Annotated in this window: 17 protein-coding genes and 2 tRNA genes; 9 read left to right on the top strand and 10 right to left on the bottom strand. The window is 35.1% G+C overall.

The window, feature by feature from the left end:
• The first annotated feature begins 136 nt into the window (after positions 1-136).
• The gene (locus ICJ83_RS07790) at positions 137-2779 is read left to right on the top strand and encodes a glycoside hydrolase family 3 protein (protein WP_188229824.1); all 2643 of its coding nucleotides are present in this window, start codon (positions 137-139) and stop codon (positions 2777-2779) included.
• Positions 2780-2841: 62 nt separating this feature from the next.
• Here ICJ83_RS07790 and ICJ83_RS07785 read toward each other — a convergent pair.
• Positions 2842-2926 (bottom strand) — tRNA-Leu (locus ICJ83_RS07785).
• A gap of 95 nt (positions 2927-3021) precedes the next feature.
• Positions 3022-3094 (bottom strand) — tRNA-Lys (locus ICJ83_RS07780).
• A 143-nt stretch (positions 3095-3237) separates the two neighbouring features.
• Here ICJ83_RS07780 and ICJ83_RS07775 point away from each other — a divergent pair.
• Positions 3238-3759 (top strand): shikimate kinase, encoded by a 522-nt coding sequence (locus ICJ83_RS07775; RefSeq protein WP_188229823.1) that lies wholly within the window; start codon positions 3238-3240, stop codon positions 3757-3759.
• On the opposite strand, the gene ICJ83_RS07770 is transcribed toward ICJ83_RS07775, so the two are convergent.
• A complete protein-coding gene (locus tag ICJ83_RS07770; RefSeq protein WP_188229822.1) occupies positions 3751-4254 on the bottom strand; it encodes a phosphoribosyltransferase family protein in 504 nt (167 codons plus the stop codon). The genes ICJ83_RS07775 and ICJ83_RS07770 overlap by 9 nt on opposite strands.
• Before the next feature lie 31 nt (positions 4255-4285).
• Complete coding sequence (locus ICJ83_RS07765) at positions 4286-4657, bottom strand: RNA-binding S4 domain-containing protein (RefSeq protein ID WP_188229821.1); 372 nt, start codon at positions 4655-4657, stop codon at positions 4286-4288.
• 152 nt (positions 4658-4809) lie between these two features.
• On the opposite strand from ICJ83_RS07765, the gene ICJ83_RS07760 reads away from it, so the two are divergent.
• Positions 4810-5832 (top strand): FKBP-type peptidyl-prolyl cis-trans isomerase, encoded by a 1023-nt coding sequence (locus ICJ83_RS07760; RefSeq protein ID WP_188229820.1) that lies wholly within the window; start codon positions 4810-4812, stop codon positions 5830-5832.
• Positions 5833-5895: 63 nt separating this feature from the next.
• On the opposite strand, the gene ICJ83_RS07755 is transcribed toward ICJ83_RS07760, so the two are convergent.
• Positions 5896-6477 carry an outer membrane beta-barrel protein gene (locus tag ICJ83_RS07755; protein ID WP_188229819.1) on the bottom strand — a complete coding sequence of 194 codons (582 nt, stop codon included), beginning with the start codon at positions 6475-6477 and terminating at the stop codon, positions 5896-5898.
• 205 nt (positions 6478-6682) lie between these two features.
• On the opposite strand from ICJ83_RS07755, the gene tgt reads away from it, so the two are divergent.
• From tgt to ICJ83_RS07730, 5 genes are all read left to right on the top strand, one after another.
• Positions 6683-7813: a tRNA guanosine(34) transglycosylase Tgt gene (tgt, locus tag ICJ83_RS07750; RefSeq protein ID WP_188229818.1), complete on the top strand. Its 1131-nt coding sequence runs from the start codon at positions 6683-6685 to the stop codon at positions 7811-7813.
• A 57-nt stretch (positions 7814-7870) separates the two neighbouring features.
• The gene (locus tag ICJ83_RS07745; RefSeq protein ID WP_188229817.1) at positions 7871-8956 is read left to right on the top strand and encodes an LptF/LptG family permease; all 1086 of its coding nucleotides are present in this window, start codon (positions 7871-7873) and stop codon (positions 8954-8956) included.
• A 214-nt stretch (positions 8957-9170) separates the two neighbouring features.
• The gene (locus tag ICJ83_RS07740; protein WP_188229816.1) at positions 9171-10124 is read left to right on the top strand and encodes an acetyl-CoA carboxylase carboxyltransferase subunit alpha; all 954 of its coding nucleotides are present in this window, start codon (positions 9171-9173) and stop codon (positions 10122-10124) included.
• Positions 10125-10293: 169 nt separating this feature from the next.
• A complete protein-coding gene (dnaB, locus tag ICJ83_RS07735) occupies positions 10294-11832 on the top strand; it encodes a replicative DNA helicase (protein ID WP_188229815.1) in 1539 nt (512 codons plus the stop codon).
• 188 nt (positions 11833-12020) lie between these two features.
• Positions 12021-13205, top strand: a complete 1185-nt coding sequence (locus ICJ83_RS07730; RefSeq protein ID WP_188230284.1) for an asparagine synthetase B — start codon at positions 12021-12023, stop codon at positions 13203-13205.
• Positions 13206-13212: 7 nt separating this feature from the next.
• Here ICJ83_RS07730 and ICJ83_RS07725 read toward each other — a convergent pair whose 3' ends face one another.
• Positions 13213-13656 (bottom strand): hypothetical protein, encoded by a 444-nt coding sequence (locus ICJ83_RS07725; protein WP_188229814.1) that lies wholly within the window; start codon positions 13654-13656, stop codon positions 13213-13215.
• A gap of 137 nt (positions 13657-13793) precedes the next feature.
• Between ICJ83_RS07725 and ICJ83_RS07720 the strand changes: the two genes are divergently transcribed.
• Positions 13794-14216: a secondary thiamine-phosphate synthase enzyme YjbQ gene (locus tag ICJ83_RS07720; protein ID WP_188229813.1), complete on the top strand. Its 423-nt coding sequence runs from the start codon at positions 13794-13796 to the stop codon at positions 14214-14216.
• A gap of 71 nt (positions 14217-14287) precedes the next feature.
• Here ICJ83_RS07720 and rplT read toward each other — a convergent pair whose 3' ends face one another.
• From rplT to thrS, 4 genes are all read right to left on the bottom strand, one after another.
• Positions 14288-14632, bottom strand: coding sequence for a 50S ribosomal protein L20 (gene rplT / locus ICJ83_RS07715; protein WP_044626052.1), 345 nt, complete (start codon positions 14630-14632; stop codon positions 14288-14290).
• Between the two features lie 103 nt (positions 14633-14735).
• Positions 14736-14933 (bottom strand): 50S ribosomal protein L35, encoded by a 198-nt coding sequence (rpmI, locus tag ICJ83_RS07710; RefSeq protein WP_027138918.1) that lies wholly within the window; start codon positions 14931-14933, stop codon positions 14736-14738.
• 133 nt (positions 14934-15066) lie between these two features.
• The gene (infC, locus tag ICJ83_RS07705) at positions 15067-15615 is read right to left on the bottom strand and encodes a translation initiation factor IF-3 (RefSeq protein ID WP_394354309.1); all 549 of its coding nucleotides are present in this window, start codon (positions 15613-15615) and stop codon (positions 15067-15069) included.
• 30 nt (positions 15616-15645) lie between these two features.
• The gene (gene thrS, locus ICJ83_RS07700) at positions 15646-17580 is read right to left on the bottom strand and encodes a threonine--tRNA ligase (RefSeq protein WP_188229812.1); all 1935 of its coding nucleotides are present in this window, start codon (positions 17578-17580) and stop codon (positions 15646-15648) included.
• Positions 17581-18121 lie beyond the last annotated feature (541 nt).

The raw sequence follows: 18121 nt of genomic DNA, 5'->3' as shown, positions 1-18121 counted from the left end.
AATGATACAAAATAAACCTTAAGTGTATACATTACACCGCTCGTCGAAAAAAATATTTTAAATTCTAAATACCTTATAATATTGCGTTTAAACAACATGTATTAACTCAATTTAATTTAATTATAATCAACTGTAAATGAAAAAACTAATATTAACTTTGGTATTTGTTTTTGCTGTTTTTTACAAAGGAAAAGCACAAAACTACCCTTATCAAAATTCTAATTTGCCTGTCGAGGAGCGGATCGCTGATTTATTAAATCGTATGAGTCTCGAGGAGAAAGTTCGCCAAATGGATATGTATAAAGGTGAATTTTTTAAAGACGGCGAAGATTTCGATAGAGCAAAAACCAATGAGAAAATTGGAGATCTTGGAGTTGGGGCTATCCATGATATATACCCGCGTTCTGCAAAAATGATTAATGACTTACAAAAACATGTGATTAAAAATAACCGTTGGGGTATTCCAGCTTTAATCATGTGTGAAATGTTGCATGGGTATTTAGATGAAGGTAGCACTGCATTCCCTATGAATATAGGTTTGGGCGCTACTTGGGATACGGCGCTAATGGAAAAGGTAGGAAGGGTCATAGGAGCCGAGGCAAGAGCTCATGGTGTTCATTTCGGATTGGGCCCCGTTTTAGGTATAGGTCGTGAACCACGTTGGGGACGCGTGGCCGAAACCTTTGGTGAAGATACATATTTGGCTGGCGAATTAGGATTGGCCATGTTAAAAGGTATACAAGGTGATACTTTAGCATCTGATAGGGCTATAATTTCGGAGCCAAAACACTTTGCGGTGCATAGTTATCCGCAAGCAGGAGGGAACTCTTCTCCCGTAATCGTAGGGGAAAGAACAGCTCGAGAGGACTTTTTACCTACATTCGAAAAAGTGTATAAACAAGGAGGTGCATTGGGAGCCATGTGTGCTTATTCTGAATTAGATGGTATTCCTTGTGCTGCTAACCATTGGCTTTTAACAGACGTTTTAAGGAACGAATGGGGATTTAAAGGAATTGTAGTAAGTGATTTAGGAGCTATAAAATATATTCAAACAACACATTATGTGGCCGATTCCCCGAAAGAAAGTATTCGTCAGGCAGTTTCGTCAGGAGTCGATATGCAGTTTTATGATTTTTCTAATGAATTCTGGCAAGACACATTAATAGAGCTTGTAAACGAAGAAAAACTGTCAATGGCAGATATTGATCGTGCTGCTGGTGGCGTACTAAGACTTAAATTTGTATTAGGATTATTTGAAAACCCTTACACCGAAAAAGGGTTGATTGAAAAGCGTTTCCATTCTAAAGAACATCAGGAAATTGCGCTCGAGGCTGGTAGAAAATCCATTAGTTTATTGAAAAACAAAAATAATTTATTGCCATTAAATAAGGATTTAAAATCTATTGCCGTAATAGGGCCAAATGCAGACGCTTCTCGATTGGGAGGGTATTCTGTAAAGAATAAAGTGGCAACTACCGTTTTGCAAGGTATAAAAGAAGTTGCAGGTAAAAATACAAATGTACTGTATGAAGAAGGTGTACCTTTAATTGTAAAAGGGCAAATCATTCCTTCAAAATACTTATATACTCCAGATGGAAAACAACATGGATTAAAAGGGGAATATTTCAATAATAGAGAAGTTGAGGGTAGTCCTGCGTTAACTCGAATTGATGAAAAACTAGAATTCGATTGGCCTTGGAATCCAGGCGAAGGTGTTAATGATGATGATTTTTCAATTCGATGGACGGGATATATTCAATCCGACACTTCTTTTGATGGTTGGATTGGTTTGAGTTCAGATGATGGCATCAGAATGTGGATAGACGATCAGTTAGTGATAGATAATTGGAGAAAAGGAGCGACAAATATTGTTACAACACCAAAATACATCGAAGCAGGAAAGAAATATAAAATTCGCATAGAAATGTGGGAAGGGGGCTGGGGAGCCAGAGCGCATTTCCGATGGAATCTAGAAAAAATAAACTTACAGCCAGCGGTAGATATCGCTAAAAATGCCGATGTGGCGGTTGTGGTTCTGGGAGAATCGAGAGAGTTGGTGGAAGAGAATAGAGATGTAGCCACCTTAGATTTACATGGTATGCAACAAGAGTTAATTGAAGCTATACAAGCTACTGGTACACCGGTGGTTTGTGTGCTGCTAAACGGACGACCACTATCTGTTAATTGGATTAATGAAAATGTTCCAGCAATTTTGGAAGCTTGGTTTCCAGGTGAAGCAGGTGGTAGAGCCGTAGCCGATGTGTTATTTGGTGATTACAACCCAGGAGGACGTTTACCAATTTCATTTCCAAAATCAGTAGGTCAGCTACCTATTTATTATAATCAGAAACCTTCGGCGATACACCGTTATGTGAGTGAAAGCGAAAATCCATTATACACTTTCGGATACGGATTAAGTTATACAAAATTTGAATATTCTAATTTGAAAGTTAGTTCAGATAAGATACATGTTGATGGCAGTGTAAAAGTATCGGTTGATGTAAAAAATACAGGTGAATATGATGGTGATGAAGTGGTGCAATTGTATATAAATGATGTTTACAGCTCTGTTACAACACCCAGAAAAACGTTGAAAGGATTCGAAAGAGTATTCTTTAAAAAAGGCGAAACAAAAACTATCGAGTTTGAATTAACCTCGGATGAACTTGCTATTTGGAATCGTGATATGAAACGAGTGGTTGAACCTGGTGAATTTATAGTTATGGTAGGCGGAAACTCCAACGATGTCATAAAAGCTAAGTTTAGCGTGTTAGAATAAGAAAACCTAATAAAGGATAAAAAAAGACCTCAAGGGAAACCTTGAGGTCTTTTTTTATGATGTGCGCACGAGAAGACTCGAACTTCCACATTCTAAGCGAATACCAGCCCCTCAAGCTGGCGCGTCTACCAATTCCGCCACGTGCGCATTAAATTTTGTTAAATCCGGTTAATACCTGAATTTAATTTTACAATGCAATAAAAATAGAAAAAGTTAAGCACAATGCTTAACTTTTTAATCTGTGACCAGGCTGGGGCTCGAACCCAGGACCCTTTCATTAAAAGTGAAATGCTCTACCAACTGAGCTACCTAGTCTTTCCTCAAACACCAATACGTTAGCGTTTGCGGGTGCAAATATAAAACCTATTTTCAGAAAAACAAGGGAAATTCTGAAGAATTTTTTGTTTTTTTGCAACACGAAAACCTATGTTTTTAATAATCAATTTATAACCTGCAGGATGATTGTAATTTTAATTGGATATATGGCTTCAGGCAAGTCTACTTTGGGTAGAATGTTAGCTGATAAATTAAATTATGAATTTTTAGATTTAGATGAGTTTATTGAAGAAAAAGAAAATACTTCAATAGCATCTTTGTTTAAAACAAGGGGAGAAATATATTTTAGAAAAGCAGAAACTAAATATTTAAAAGAACTTCTTAATAGCAACAAGAATTTAATTCTGTCGCTTGGTGGTGGAACGCCTTGCTATGGCAATAATATGCAGGACATACTGGAAGCTCAAAACACAAAAAGTGTGTACTTAAAGGCCTCAATTCCAACCTTAGTGAGTCGATTAAAAACAGAAAAAGGAAAACGTCCTTTAGTTGCTCATATCGAGTCAGATGAGGAGTTAACCGAATTTATAGGCAAACATTTGTTTGAGCGTTCGACTTTTTACAACCAGTCAGGTATTGTTTTGTCTACCGACAATAAACCTGTTGGGGAAATTTTGGAGGAATTAAACGAGGCTTTATTTTAATATAGCCTCAAACTTATTACCATCAAGCTCCACATGAACATGCTCGTGAAGCGACGTTGATAATGAAATACCTTTAAAATCGGCTTTAACCGGATATTTTTTATGATTTCGGTTTATTAAAACAGCAGTTTTAAATTGTTTAAGCGGGACATCTAAGAAGTGTTTTACTCCATAAATTAGTGTGGTTCCCGAGTTTAATACATCATCAACCAAAACCAACGATTTGTTTTCGTAGGCTTCCTTACTTATAGAAGTTTCTATCGGTTTCCACGGGTGTTTTTTATCAATAGTTACTTTGCATAAAACCGGCTTAATTTCTGAAATACCATCGAGAATAGATTTTAATTTTTCAGCAAAAATGTAACCATTACGATCTATACCAGCTAGTATAATTTCGGATTCATAAACGTTGCTTTCATATATTTGAAAAGCGATACGCCTAATTTTATGATTTATTTCGTCATGATTTAGAATAATATTATTCGTAACGTTCATAATTTGCTGGTATTATTTTTAGAGGGTAAAATTACTCAATTTCGTTTGTAAAATCATCAATATCGCGCCTATCTTTTTTGGTGGGTCTGCCTGTTCCTTTTTTTCTATAATAGTCTTTAGCAAATTTTAAAAGGTCTTGCGCTTCAAATTCTTCTTTGGGTGTGATATCCGTTCTGTAAATTTCAACTAATTTAGCACCTACGCGACTTTCGGGAACATCGTTTACTTTTAATTTATAATTGACCTGGTCTTTTCTTAGTTCAATAGTGTCCAAAGGGTATACTTCTCTACTTGGTTTTACAACGTCGCCATTAACTTTAACTTGTCCTTTTTTGCAAGCTGTAGTGGCAATACTTCTAGTTTTGTAATACCTTACGCACCATAAATACTTATCTATTCGCATATTTAAATTCTAAAAACTACGTTAACCTTTTATGCAAGATTATATTAAAATTGTATCTTGCGTGCTCAAAAATAAAGAATATTAAAATATTGGAACAATTAAAGTTTCTTATAAATTCCAATGTTTAAATAGACGACAAAAAATAGCCTTGCATGAAATTTAAAAGTTTAAGTTTGCTAGCCTTATGTTTAGCGGTTGGTATTGTGTCTTGTAAGAAAGATGATGATAATGAAATACCTCAAGTTGAAATAAGGGACCGCGCTGAGCAGCAAAAAGCAGACAATGATTCTATCCTTAAATATTTAAATAATCATTATTACAATAAAGCTGAGATTGATGCGGCTGTGCCTAATATTGGGATTGAAGATGTTGTTATAACAGAATTAGTTGATGGTGAAACTTTACCAGAAGGGCATATGATGTTAATCGATGCCGTAGGCGATCCGATTGCTGTAGAATACGCCGATACAGATTACGAATATTATGTTCTTAAATTAAATCAAGGTGGAGGCTACGATTCTCCAACATTAGCAGATAATGTTCAAATTCTTTATGAGGGTTTTACACTTCAAGATAAGGTTTTTGATGGTAAATATTATCCTGATAATAACCCTTTAGATTTAACAGGATTAATTCAAGGTTGGCGTTATGTAATCCCAGATTACAACACATCCGAAAGTTATACCGATAATGGTGACGGAACAATTTCATATAATAATTCGGGAGTAGGCGTGATGTTTTTGCCTTCAGGATTGGCTTATTTTGCGAACGCAACAGGTGGTATTTCGGCGTATTCGCCAATAGTCTTTAAATTTGAATTATTACAAATGGGGCAAAATGATCATGATGCCGATGGTATTCCTTCTTATTTAGAAGGTTTGACTGAAAACACAGACGAAGATACGTATTCGGATGGTTTCGGATTATATCCAAGATATGATTATATTGATGCCGATGATGACGGTGATGGTGTTTTTACAGCAGATGAAATTGAAGTAAGAACTGTAACTAAAACAATGCGTGAAGAAGTTTTAGCTGAGCCTTTAACTGAAGATGAGGTACTTTTAAACTTTATAGAAAAGGATAAAAACGGAAATTATATCGGAACCATTGTAAAGCTTATAGATTCAAATGGCGATGGTACTCCAGATTATTTAGATCCGGAAGCAAATTAAATAATGATAAATAATAAAAAAGCCTCGCTAATGCGAGGCTTTTTTATTTAAATGATTTTGACCTTAAATCAATAATGATAAGCTTAAAATAAGCTGATCGGGTCTGGTGTCAATTCTATCGGTCCCAATACCGTTATTGTTTAAAAAAGTAGCTTCGTTTTCACTAAAACCACGCTCGTATCTTAGGTCTAGACCTACTTTTCTAAAGTTAACTCCAATGCCAAAATTTAAACCAACAGTTAAGTCTTTATCTACATCGTCAATAGTGATATTTTCAAACTCAGTATCTAAAATATATTGAAATGAAGGACCAGCAAATACGTTAAGCGGACCAATAATTTTAGCTCCAACTAAAAGAGGAACGTCTAGTTTTTTCATTTTAAAGCTATCGTCATTATAGTCGCTTTTAGTACTGGTGTAAACTAGTTCAGGTTTGAAGAAAATCTGATTTCCAACTTTGCCAAATAGCCCAATATGAAACCCTACATTTCTATCAGGGTTTTGGTAATTGTCACTAATCGATTCAAAATAATCGCCATTAGCGTTGTAATTTAATCCGCCCTTTATACCAAATCCAGGAACAGATTGAGCGAAAGAGGCTATAGACATACATGTTACAAATAAAATAAACAGGTTCTTTTTCATAATTAGTTTTTTAGGGTTTATAAATTCAAAAACGCTATATCTTAAAATATAGTATTACAGTTTTATCAATATTCAGGCCAAAATAAAATAACGACTACTTCAAGCGAAATAATCATGGGGGTAACTAAATCATAAATCCAAGTGAAAAGTATAATTTAAAACTAAAAAAATATGTAGGTTTGCCATTGGAAGAACAATTAGGAATATGCAATTTGAATTAAAATCAAAAGATCCGCAAAGCCAGGCAAGAGCGGGTAAAATAACAACCGATCATGGGGTGATTGAAACACCTATTTTTATGCCGGTAGGGACAGTAGCTACTGTAAAAGGTGTGCACCAGCGGGAACTTAAAAATGATATAAATCCCGATATTATTTTGGGAAACACTTATCATTTATATTTACGACCTCAAACCAGGATTTTGGAACAAGCTGGTGGTCTGCATAAATTTATGAACTGGGATAGAAATATACTAACCGATTCAGGAGGGTATCAGGTATATTCATTGTCTTCTAATAGAAAAATAAAGGAAGAAGGTGTAAAGTTTAAATCGCATATCGATGGTAGTTACCATACGTTTACTCCGGAAAATGTGATGGAAATTCAGCGTACTATTGGTGCCGATATTATCATGGCATTTGACGAGTGTACGCCTTACCCATGCGATTATCATTATGCCAAGCGTTCTATGCACATGACGCATCGTTGGCTAGACCGATGTATTAATCATTTAGAAAAGACACCGTTAAAGTATGGTTACGATCAGGCGTTTTTTCCAATTGTTCAAGGAAGTACTTACAAGGATTTGCGACGTCAATCAGCCGAGTATATTGCTAATGCAGGTGCTGTAGGAAACGCTATTGGTGGACTTTCGGTAGGAGAACCAGCCGAAGAAATGTATGCGATGACCGAAGTGGTTACTGAAATTCTTCCCGAAGATAAGCCACGTTATTTAATGGGAGTTGGAACACCAATCAATATTTTAGAAAATATAGCGTTAGGTATAGACATGTTTGATTGTGTAATGCCAACTCGAAATGCTCGAAATGGTATGCTGTTTACGGCTCATGGAACCATAAATATTAAGAATAAAAAGTGGGAAGACGATTTTTCACCTATTGATGAGATGGGCATAACATTCGTAGATACCGAATATTCCAAAGCATATTTACGTCATTTGTTTTCGGTAAATGAATATTTAGGGAAACAAATAGCAACGATTCATAATTTAGGATTTTATTTGTGGTTGGTTCGAGAAGCAAGAAAACATATATTAGCAGGAGATTTTAGAACATGGAAAGACCAAATGGTGAAGCAAATGGATAAGCGTTTGTAAAACTATAAAGAACCTAGTTCGATTGTAATATCTATTATAAAATAATAATTTAAGCGTGTGAAAATTTTAGATTGGTACATTTTAAAACGTTATTTATTTACGTTTTTCATGATGCTTTTGCTATTTATTCCTATTGGTATAACGGTGCATTTAGCAGAAAAAATTGGAAAAATTTTAGAGAATGAAGTACCAATTGGTGAGGTGTTGTTATACTTTTTAGATTTCACCATTTATTTTGCACACCTCCTTTTTCCTTTATTTTTATTCTTATCGGTTATTTGGTTTACTTCAAAATTAGCCAACAATACCGAGGTTATTGCTTTTTTAAGTTCAGGGGTGTCCTTTTACAGATTTTTACGTCCGTATATGCTTGGCGCTTTAATTGTTGGAGTGTTGTCAATAGTATTAGGACTGTATTTGGCACCAGAGGCTAGTAAAGGGTTTAATGACTTTTCATATAAGTATTTAAAACGAGGTAAAAGTGCTTACGACGGTGCTAACGTTGATATGTTTAGACAATTAAATGATAATGATATTATATATGTTAGTAGCTTTGATGTGAAGAACAAAAATGGTAGTAACTTTACTTTAGAGCATTTTGAAGATAATAAACTGGCGTATAAAATTACAGCCAATAGTATTAGGTATATAGAAGAAGATACAACCTATCGGTTAACCAATTATGTTAAACGTATTATAGGAAAAAACGATGATATACTGGCAGAAGTAGAACGAAGAAAAGACACTTTATTTGATTTTAAAGTGGAAGACTTAACTCCAGAAATTTATGCCGCAGAAGTAAAACAATATGGTGAGTTAAAGGAATTTATTGCTAAAGAAGAGGCAAGAGGTTCTTCTAATGTAGGACGTTTTAAACTGGTACTTTATAAAAAATGGAGTTTACCGGTTTCTGTGTTTATACTTACCATAATTGCCGTAGCTGTTTCGTCGATGAAGCGTCGCGGAGGTATGGGAGTTAATTTGGCAATAGGAATTTGTATTGCCATGGTATTTGTCTTTTTTGACAAAATATTTGGTGTTATGGCCGAGCAATCGGATTTCTCACCTATAATAGCCGCTTGGTTTCCAAATGTAATTTTTGGAATACTATCCATTTTCTTGTTACAAAAAGCGAAACGTTAATTTTGCATTATTATCATAACTTAAGTTTCCATTACTTAATTTTAATGAAATGAGGTCGTTAGGTAAGTTATTTTTTTCGTTATGTATTAGATATTGCCTACTTTTGTACAGATATTAACAAGAACCAATAATTCCTATTTTTTCTTAGTTTAAAATGAAAAAATATGTAGGTTTGTAGGCTAAAATAAATAAACAGCCATAATTAAAAATTCTTATGGAATATTTAGAATTTGAACTCCCTATCAAAGATTTAGAAGAGCAACTTCAAAAATGTAAAGTCATTGGAGAAGAAAGCGAAGTAGATGTTACAGAAACCTGTAAAAACATCGAAAGTAAATTAAAAGAAACCCAAAAAGACATCTATAAAAACCTAACGCCTTGGCAGCGCGTACAATTATCGCGCCATCCAAATAGACCATATACCTTGGACTATATTAAGGCAATTTGTGGAGATACGTTTTTAGAACTGCATGGTGATCGCAGTTTTAAAGATGATAAGGCAATGATTGGTGGATTAGGTAAAATTGGTGACCAAAGTTTTATGTTTATTGGTCAGCAAAAAGGATACAACACTAAAACACGTCAATATAGAAATTTTGGAATGGCCAACCCAGAAGGCTACCGCAAAGCACTTCGCTTAATGAAGTCGGCAGAGAAGTTTGGTATTCCTGTGGTAACCCTACTGGATACACCAGGAGCTTATCCAGGCTTAGAAGCTGAAGAGCGTGGACAAGGTGAGGCTATTGCCAGAAACATTTTAGAAATGACCCGCTTAAAAGTTCCTGTAATTACAATAGTAATTGGTGAAGGAGCTTCTGGTGGAGCCCTAGGTATTGGTGTTGGAGATGTGGTATTAATGCTAGAAAATACTTGGTATTCGGTAATTTCTCCCGAATCATGTTCTTCTATTTTATGGCGTAGCTGGGAATACAAAGAGCAAGCAGCCGAAGCGTTAAAATTAACAGCTAGTGATATGAAAAAATTAAAACTAGTTGATGAAATTATTAAAGAACCGTTAGGTGGAGCGCATAGAGATCGAGAAAAGACTTTCAAAACAGTTAGTAATACTATCGTAAAAGTTTATGATCAACTTAAAAACTTATCACCAGAAGAGTTAGTATCTAACCGTATGGATAAATATTCTAATATGGGGGTATTTAAAGGGTAGGCCTTGTAAAGACAGTATATATTAAAAATCTGAAGTTCAACACTTCAGATTTTTTTATGGTTATTCACAATTATTTTAAGTTATTAACAGTTAGATTGTTGACTATTAGTTAACAATCAAAATGAATTTTCTGTTCGATAAAAGATTCATTTTAGTTACATTCGTATACATGAAACAACCCGAACAAATTAAAGGATATAGAGTAGACAAGAGTACACTTATCAACCTTGAAAAAGGAAAGATACCGCCTCAAGCTGTTGATTTAGAGGAAGTTGTGTTAGGGGCAATGATGATTGATAAAAAAGGGGTTGATGAAGTTATTGATATTTTAAGTGCCGATGCGTTTTATAAAGATTCACATCAACACATTTTTGATGCTATATTTCAGTTGTTCGAGAATAGCGAACCTATTGACTTATTAACCGTTTCAACACAATTAAAGAAAAATGGGAAGCTAGAATTGGCAGGTGGCGATTTCTACCTCATTTCTTTAACGCAAAAAGTGTCTTCTTCTGCACATATTGAGTTCCATGCGCGTATTATTCTTCAAAAATTTATTCAACGAAGTTTAATTAAGATTTCGAATGAAATTATAGAAGATTCTTACGACGAAACTAAAGATGTTTTTGATTTATTAGATAATGCCGAATCGAAACTATACGAAGTTACTCAAGGAAATATAAAGAAATCGAGTGAATCGGCGCAAGAATTAGTAATTCAAGCAAAAAAGAAAATTGAAGAGATTTCTAATAAAGAAGGGTTGAGTGGTATTCCAACAGGATTTACAAAACTCGATAAACTTACCTCAGGGTGGCAACCATCCGATTTAATTATCGTTGCGGCACGTCCTGGTATGGGAAAAACCGCCTTAACCTTATCGATGGCGAGAAATATTGCGGTAGACCAAAATATTCCTGTAGCTTTCTTTTCATTAGAGATGGCATCGGTACAGTTAATTACACGTTTAATTTCTAGTGAAACAGGATTGTCTTCAGAAAAATTAAGAACAGGTAAGCTTGAAAAACACGAATGGGAACAATTAAATGTTAAGGTTAAAGATTTAGAGAAAGCACCTTTATACATCGATGATACACCATCGCTTTCAATTTTCGATTTACGAGCAAAAGCTCGCCGTTTGTCATCACAGCATGGTATCAAACTTATTATGATTGATTACTTGCAGTTAATGACTGGAGGAAGCGCCCACGCCGGTAACCGTGAGCAGGAGATATCGATGATTTCGCGAAACTTAAAGGCTTTAGCTAAGGAATTAATGGTGCCTGTTATTGCACTGTCGCAGCTTTCGCGTGCTGTAGAAACTCGTGGTGGTAGTAAGCGTCCGTTACTATCAGATTTACGTGAATCTGGAGCTATTGAACAGGATGCCGATATTGTGAGTTTTATTTACCGTCCGGAATATTATAAAATTGATGAATGGGATGATGAAGAACGCTCACCAACCGAAGGTCAGGCCGAATTCATTATCGCTAAGCACCGTAATGGTGGCTTAGAGAATATACGATTGAAATTCTTAGGGCACTTAGGTAAATTCGATAATTTAGATGATTTTGATTCACCTTTCGAATTTCATTCTAAAATGAATGAAGGAGGAGAAGATACCTTTAACTCGGATAATTTTAAGGCGAGTCCAGATCAGGCGTTCGGCAGTTCATTTAACGATGATAATGACGACGAAGTACCATTTTAATATCTAACAATCCGTTAAAATCACGCTACAGAATTTTTTTTTTAAGTATCTTTCAGGTATCATAATTATTGGTCATTTCGAATTAAGATAACCTTTAAACTGTATTGTTAATGCTGAAAAAGATACTTTTTACTTGCCTATTAATAGGTATATGTTTTAATGCCTATGCATCGTATATTCTTATCCCCATGGATGCTGATGGACAAAAAAATCATTTAAAAGCATATGGTTTAACCTATTGGATATTAACCAAAGAACAAAAGGTGAAATGGTTGCTAAATTATCGCGGAGGTTCTTTTTTGTTACCCGATTCTGAGGAGATTCAGCGCGAATGCCAAATTCGTGGCGTATCTTTCGAAGTTATTTCAAACGCTAAAACAGAACAAATTCTAGAGGAAATTAGTAGTCCTAGCCAGAATATGGAAGCGGTAGTTTTAGAGAAAGCTCCAAAGGTAGCGGTATACACACCCAAAGGAAAATTACCTTGGGATGATGCGGTTACCATGGTGTTGGAATATGCCGAAATTCCGTATGAAACAGTTTATGATGAGGAGGTGCTAAACGATGGTTTATTATTATTCGATTGGTTGCATTTGCATCATGAAGATTTCACAGGGCAATACGGTAAATTTTATGGTGCGTACAAAGCCACATCCTGGTATATAGAAGAGAAAAAAGAAGCTGAAACTTTAGCCACAAAATTAGGTTATAATAAGGTTTCTGAAGAGAAACTTGCTGTGGCTTTAAAGATAAGAGATTATGTTATTGGTGGAGGGTTTATGTTTGCTATGTGTAGTGCTACCGATAGTTTTGATATCGCATTAGCAGCAGAAGGGGTTGATATTTGCGAGCCTATGTTTGATGGTGATGCAAGCGATGCTCGTTATCAAAATAAAATAGATTACAACCGAACCTTTGCGTTTACCGACTTTACTTTGGAGCGTAGCCCTACAATTTATGAGTTTTCATCTATAGACATGACAAGAAAACGAATGATTCATTCGTCGGTGGATTATTTTTCTTTGATGGAGTTTTCTGCAAAATGGGATCCTATCCCTACCATGTTATGCCAAAACCATACAGCTTTAGTAAAAGGGTTTATGGGACAAACAACAGCTTTCTCCCGAGATGAAATAAAATCGAATGTATTAGTTATGGGCGAAAATAAAGCTAATGGCGAAGCAAAATATATTCACGGCATTAAAGGAAAAGGCTTTTTTACTTTTTATGGCGGACACGATCCAGAAGATTACCAGCATAGGGTAGGTGATGCAAAAACGGAGCTAGACTTGCATCCCAACTCACCAGGATATCGCTTAATTTTAAACAATATTTTATTTCCAGCTGCAAAAAAGAAGAAACAAAAGACTTAATGTTAGTTTATTCTGAGTATATAATAATACTTTTAAAATAATAAATATAGCCATCAGAACCTACGCCAGCTGTAGTTACGTTTTGATCCAGCGTCATTTCTCCAGCATTATTATCAACCAGAATATTTGCAAATTCAGTGTCGTTTACAATAAAATAGTTTGACGAGTCTTCTTTTAAAATTGAAAACACATATGTACCGCTATCTAGACCGTCTTCAATTGAACTATCTTCGTTTGTGTTGTTCACCGTGAATTGCCCTGTTTCATCATTAAATTCCCAAACAATATCGTACAATTCGAAGTTGTTATTTACACCAGATATACCTCCGGTAACTTTTATGAGATGCCATTCTACACGAACAGCCTGTGGCGTTACATTATCAGAATTATCATCGCTAATACCGCAACTAAATAGGTAGGTTAAACTTAATATTAAAAACAGTTTTTTCATTTTAATTGGTTTTTAAATAAGATGTAAAATATTAATATTGGTTGCGTGATTCTGCGTAAAGTTTCTTTAGTAGTTTTGTAACTATTAATTTATAGGGATAACATGTTTGCATTATAAATTAATCGTAACCCATTATCATGAAAATATTCCAGCAAGAAATCACGTTGAAACCTTATTCTAGAGGCTTTCATTTAATTACAAATGAAATTTTAGCAGCTATACCAGAAATAAAACAAATAAAGTTGGGGCAGATACAGGTTTTTATAAAACACACTTCGGCTAGTTTAACTATTAATGAAAATGCCGATTATACCGTTCGTAAAGATTTTGAGAGCCATTTTAACGTAATGGTTCCTGAAAATGCATCTTATTATAAGCACACCTACGAAGGTTCTGATGATATGCCAGCGCACATAAAATCCTCACTCTTGGGAACATCGGTACAAATTCCTATTACTAACGGAACATTAAATTTGGGCATTTGGCAAGGTATCTATTTATGCGAGCATCGTGATTATGGAGGTAAACGCCATTTGGTTATTACCGCTTTTGGGGTATAAAAAAATCCGATTCTTTCGAATCGGATTTTTTATTAAGCGAATATAATATGTTTTACAATAGGCGGAACGCCTTATTTTACTTTCTCTACTACGGCTTTAAAAGCCTCTGGGTTATTCATCGCTAAATCGGCTAAAACCTTACGGTTTAATTCGATATCATTAGCTTTTAATTTCCCCATAAATTGAGAATAAGATAAACCATGTAAACGGGCTCCAGCGTTAATACGTGTAATCCATAATGCACGGAATGTTCTCTTTTTGTTTCTACGGTCTCTGTACGAGTATTGCATCGCTTTGTCAACCGCATTTTTAGCTACTGTCCAAACGTTTTTACGACGTCCGAAGTAACCTTTAGCTTGTTTAAGAACCTTTTTTCTTCTGGCTCTTTTTGCTACAGAATTTACTGATCTTGGCATAATTTAAAATGTTTTTTGTAGTAGGCGATTCTATAATTCTGAATTCTTTTATTTGCCTAACTCCAGGGTTTATAATTTATTTAATAACCGGTTAAAACTTTTGTTACTTTAAACGTAACATGGTTTTAACATTGTTCTCATCTGCTTTATCTACTAAAGTGTCATGAGTTAAAGCTAACTTACGTTTTTTAGACTTCTTTGTTAAGATGTGACTTTTAAACGCGTGCTTTCTTTTAATTTTACCAGTACCGGTTAACTTGAAACGTTTTTTGGCACTAGATTTAGTTTTCATTTTAGGCATCTTCTTTTCCTAGGTTTTAATTATCTCGCTTAATATCTCTATGCTGAATTTAGTTCAGCATCTTATCTTTTTTTGCTGAAATTTTATTCATTTCAGCACCTAATACATTTCTTTTTACGTGATTAAAAGTTTATTACTTTTTAGGAGCAATAAACATAGTCATACGCTTTCCTTCTAATTTAGGCATTTGTTCTACTTTACCATACTCTTCAAGATCCTGTGCCAAACGAAGCAACAGTATCTGACCTTGCTCTTTGAATATAATAGAACGTCCTTTAAAGAATACAAATGCTTTAAGTTTAGCTCCTTCTTTTAGAAACTTTTCAGCATGTTTCTTTTTAAATTCGTAATCGTGATCGTCGGTTTGCGGTCCAAAACGAATTTCTTTTATAACTACCTTTGTAGCCTTAGCTTTTAATGCTTTATCACGTTTCTTTTGTTCGTAAAGGAACTTCTTGTAGTCCATCACTTTACAAACAGGAGGGTCTGCATTTGGAGAAATCTCTACCAAATCGAACTCTTGTTCTTGCGCTATTCTTAAAGCGTCTTTTGTAGAGTAAATTCCAACTTCAACGTTATCACCAACAAGGCGAACTTTAGGCGCGGTAATTCTAGAGTTAATTCTGTGTTTGTCCTCTTTTGAAACCCTTGACTTGGGCTGTGATTTTCTTCTAATTGCTATGGCTCTTAAATTTTTAGTTAAACTTTATTTTTAAAACGGTTTTAACGTTTTGCTTATTTCTTCTGTTATAATTTTAGAGAAATCTTCTACTGAAATCATCCCTAAATCATTTCCACCATGTTGACGCACAGTGATTTTGTTTTCGTTTGCTTCTTGCTCACCAATTATAATCATATACGGGTGTTTTTGCATTTCGGCTTCCCGAATTTTCTTCCCTATAGTCTCATTTCTATGGTCTACAAGGGCGCGAATTTCGTTATTTTCTAGCAAATTTAAAACTTTTTCCGCGTATTTTTCATATTTCTCGCTAATTGACAGGATAATAGCCTGTGTTGGCATGAGCCACAACGGGAAATTTCCAGCTGTATGTTCGAGTAAAATAGCAATAAATCGTTCCATACTTCCAAAAGGAGCACGGTGAATCATAACTGGACGGTGCAGCTCATTGTCACTTCCTTTATAAGTTAAATTGAAACGCTCTGGTAAATTGTAATCTACCTGAATCGTTCCTAATTGCCATTGACGACCGAGCGCGTCTTTTACCATAAAATCAAGCTTTGGCCCGTAAAAAGCGGCTTCGCCTGTTTCTATAACAAAATTTAATCCTTTGTCTTTAGCAGCATTGATAATGGCTTGTTCGGCTTTTTCCCAGTTTTCAACCTTACCAATGTATTTGTCGGGATTTTCAGGATCCCTTACAGAAACCTGTGCAGTAAAGTTTTCAAAACCTAGCGAGCCAAAAACATACAATACTAAATCAATCACGTTTTTAAACTCGGCATCTAACTGATCTGGCGTACAGAATAAGTGGGCATCATCTTGAGTAAAACCACGAACACGCGTTAAACCATGTAATTCACCACTTTGTTCATAACGATAAACGGTACCAAATTCGGCATAGCGTTTTGGTAAATCTTTGTACGACCACTGGCTGTTATTGTAAATTTCACAGTGGTGCGGACAGTTCATAGGTTTTAATAAAAACTCTTCACCTTCTTTTGGTGTATTAATAGGTTGAAAACTATCGGCACCATACTTAGCATAATGCCCAGAGGTTTCGTATAATTCTTTTTGTCCTATATGTGGGGTTACCACCATTTCATATCCAGCTTTCTTTTGTGCTGCCTTTAAAAAGTTTTCTAAGCGTTCACGTAATGCAGCACCTTTTGGCAACCACAACGGTAAACCTTGACCAACTTTAGTCGAAAATGTAAATAACTCTAATTCTTTACCTAATTTTCTGTGGTCACGTTTTTTTGCCTCTTCCAATAAAGCCAGATATTCCGTTAGTTCTTTTTGTTTCGGAAATGAAATACCGTACACGCGTGTAAGTTGTGGTTTGTTTTCATCTCCTCTCCAGTAAGCGCCAGCTACACTTAATATTTTTACAGCTTTAATAATTCCAGTATTAGGAATATGGCCTCCACGACATAAATCGGTAAAAGTCGAGTGATCACAAAATGTGATCGTACCGTCTTCCAGATTTTCAATTAATTCTGTTTTAAACGGATTGTTCTCATATAAAGCCAACGCTTCAGCCTTAGTTGCTGAGCGCATTTTAAAATCATGCTTTCCTCTGGCTATTTCTAGCATTTTGTTTTCAATAGCTTTAAAATCCTTTTCCGATACCGAATGTTCACCAAAATCTACATCGTAATAAAAGCCATTATCAATCGCTGGACCAATAGTTAATTTGGCTCCAAGGTATAATTCCTCAATAGCTTGTGCTAATACGTGAGCAGAAGAGTGCCAGAAAGCGGTTTTACCTGCTTTATCATTCCATGTATATAACACTAGCGAGCCATCGGTGGTTAAAGGGGTTACTGTTTCAACTGTTGTACCATTAAAACTAGCCGAAATTACATTTCGGGCAAATCCTTCACTTATGCTTTTAGCGACATCCATAGGTGTAACGTTCGCTTCGTACGATCTTACACTTCCGTCGGGCAATGTTATATGTATCATAAAATATTTTAAATTCGACTGCAAAGATAATAGGATAAAAAAAGACATACAATATATATGTATGTATAATTTTATTAAATTAATAGAATAGGGCGTTTCCCTTCGCTTAAGCTTCGGGTCGGGCTATACGTTACAAGTCCTCGCTCGTACCTCACTGTGGGCTATCCACTACTATCCCTAACGCAAACAAGGGAAAAATGAGTGTCAGTATGGGTGGGTTCGAGACTACGAGAAATAGTGTCGAGAACATTTGGTTAGGTCTAAAGCCCAAAAGGCTAAAGATTCTTATTGCTTACAACTTATAACAAATAAATTACAGTTAAAGGTTTTCATTTAGTAAAACCCAAACCAGTTAACAATAATAATATGTATACTATAACGTTTCATTCTCCATTATCGGTTATTGATTTTTATTATTAAAGAAATTAAAGTTTTAGAAAACAAGGGCTTAGCTAGGGAGGTAAAAAAAAGGATAAAAAAAGTTTGTTTGGTAAGGAAAAAGCGGGGTATATTTGCAGCCCGTTAGCGGCGATGTTGCTAG

Source organism: Aestuariibaculum sediminum, from assembly GCF_014596945.1.
Lineage (GTDB): Bacteria > Bacteroidota > Bacteroidia > Flavobacteriales > Flavobacteriaceae > Aestuariibaculum > Aestuariibaculum sediminum.
Note: the sequence above shows the minus strand (reverse complement) of the source record. Positions and strands in the feature narration are given on the sequence as shown.

Excerpts from the sequence above, each read along its gene's own strand:
- ICJ83_RS07790 (WP_188229824.1), top strand. The coding sequence starts at position 137 with ATGAAAAAACTAATATTAACTTTGGTATTTGTTTTTGCTGTTTTTTAC.
- ICJ83_RS07775 (WP_188229823.1), top strand. The coding sequence starts at position 3,238 with ATGATTGTAATTTTAATTGGATATATGGCTTCAGGCAAGTCTACTTTG.
- ICJ83_RS07770 (WP_188229822.1), bottom strand. The coding sequence starts at position 4,254 with ATGAACGTTACGAATAATATTATTCTAAATCATGACGAAATAAATCAT.
- ICJ83_RS07765 (WP_188229821.1), bottom strand. The coding sequence starts at position 4,657 with ATGCGAATAGATAAGTATTTATGGTGCGTAAGGTATTACAAAACTAGA.
- ICJ83_RS07760 (WP_188229820.1), top strand. The coding sequence starts at position 4,810 with ATGAAATTTAAAAGTTTAAGTTTGCTAGCCTTATGTTTAGCGGTTGGT.
- ICJ83_RS07755 (WP_188229819.1), bottom strand. The coding sequence starts at position 6,477 with ATGAAAAAGAACCTGTTTATTTTATTTGTAACATGTATGTCTATAGCC.
- tgt (WP_188229818.1), top strand. The coding sequence starts at position 6,683 with ATGCAATTTGAATTAAAATCAAAAGATCCGCAAAGCCAGGCAAGAGCG.
- ICJ83_RS07740 (WP_188229816.1), top strand. The coding sequence starts at position 9,171 with ATGGAATATTTAGAATTTGAACTCCCTATCAAAGATTTAGAAGAGCAA.
- dnaB (WP_188229815.1), top strand. The coding sequence starts at position 10,294 with ATGAAACAACCCGAACAAATTAAAGGATATAGAGTAGACAAGAGTACA.
- ICJ83_RS07730 (WP_188230284.1), top strand. The coding sequence starts at position 12,021 with ATGGATGCTGATGGACAAAAAAATCATTTAAAAGCATATGGTTTAACC.
- ICJ83_RS07725 (WP_188229814.1), bottom strand. The coding sequence starts at position 13,656 with ATGAAAAAACTGTTTTTAATATTAAGTTTAACCTACCTATTTAGTTGC.
- ICJ83_RS07720 (WP_188229813.1), top strand. The coding sequence starts at position 13,794 with ATGAAAATATTCCAGCAAGAAATCACGTTGAAACCTTATTCTAGAGGC.
- rplT (WP_044626052.1), bottom strand. The coding sequence starts at position 14,632 with ATGCCAAGATCAGTAAATTCTGTAGCAAAAAGAGCCAGAAGAAAAAAG.
- rpmI (WP_027138918.1), bottom strand. The coding sequence starts at position 14,933 with ATGCCTAAAATGAAAACTAAATCTAGTGCCAAAAAACGTTTCAAGTTA.
- thrS (WP_188229812.1), bottom strand. The coding sequence starts at position 17,580 with ATGATACATATAACATTGCCCGACGGAAGTGTAAGATCGTACGAAGCG.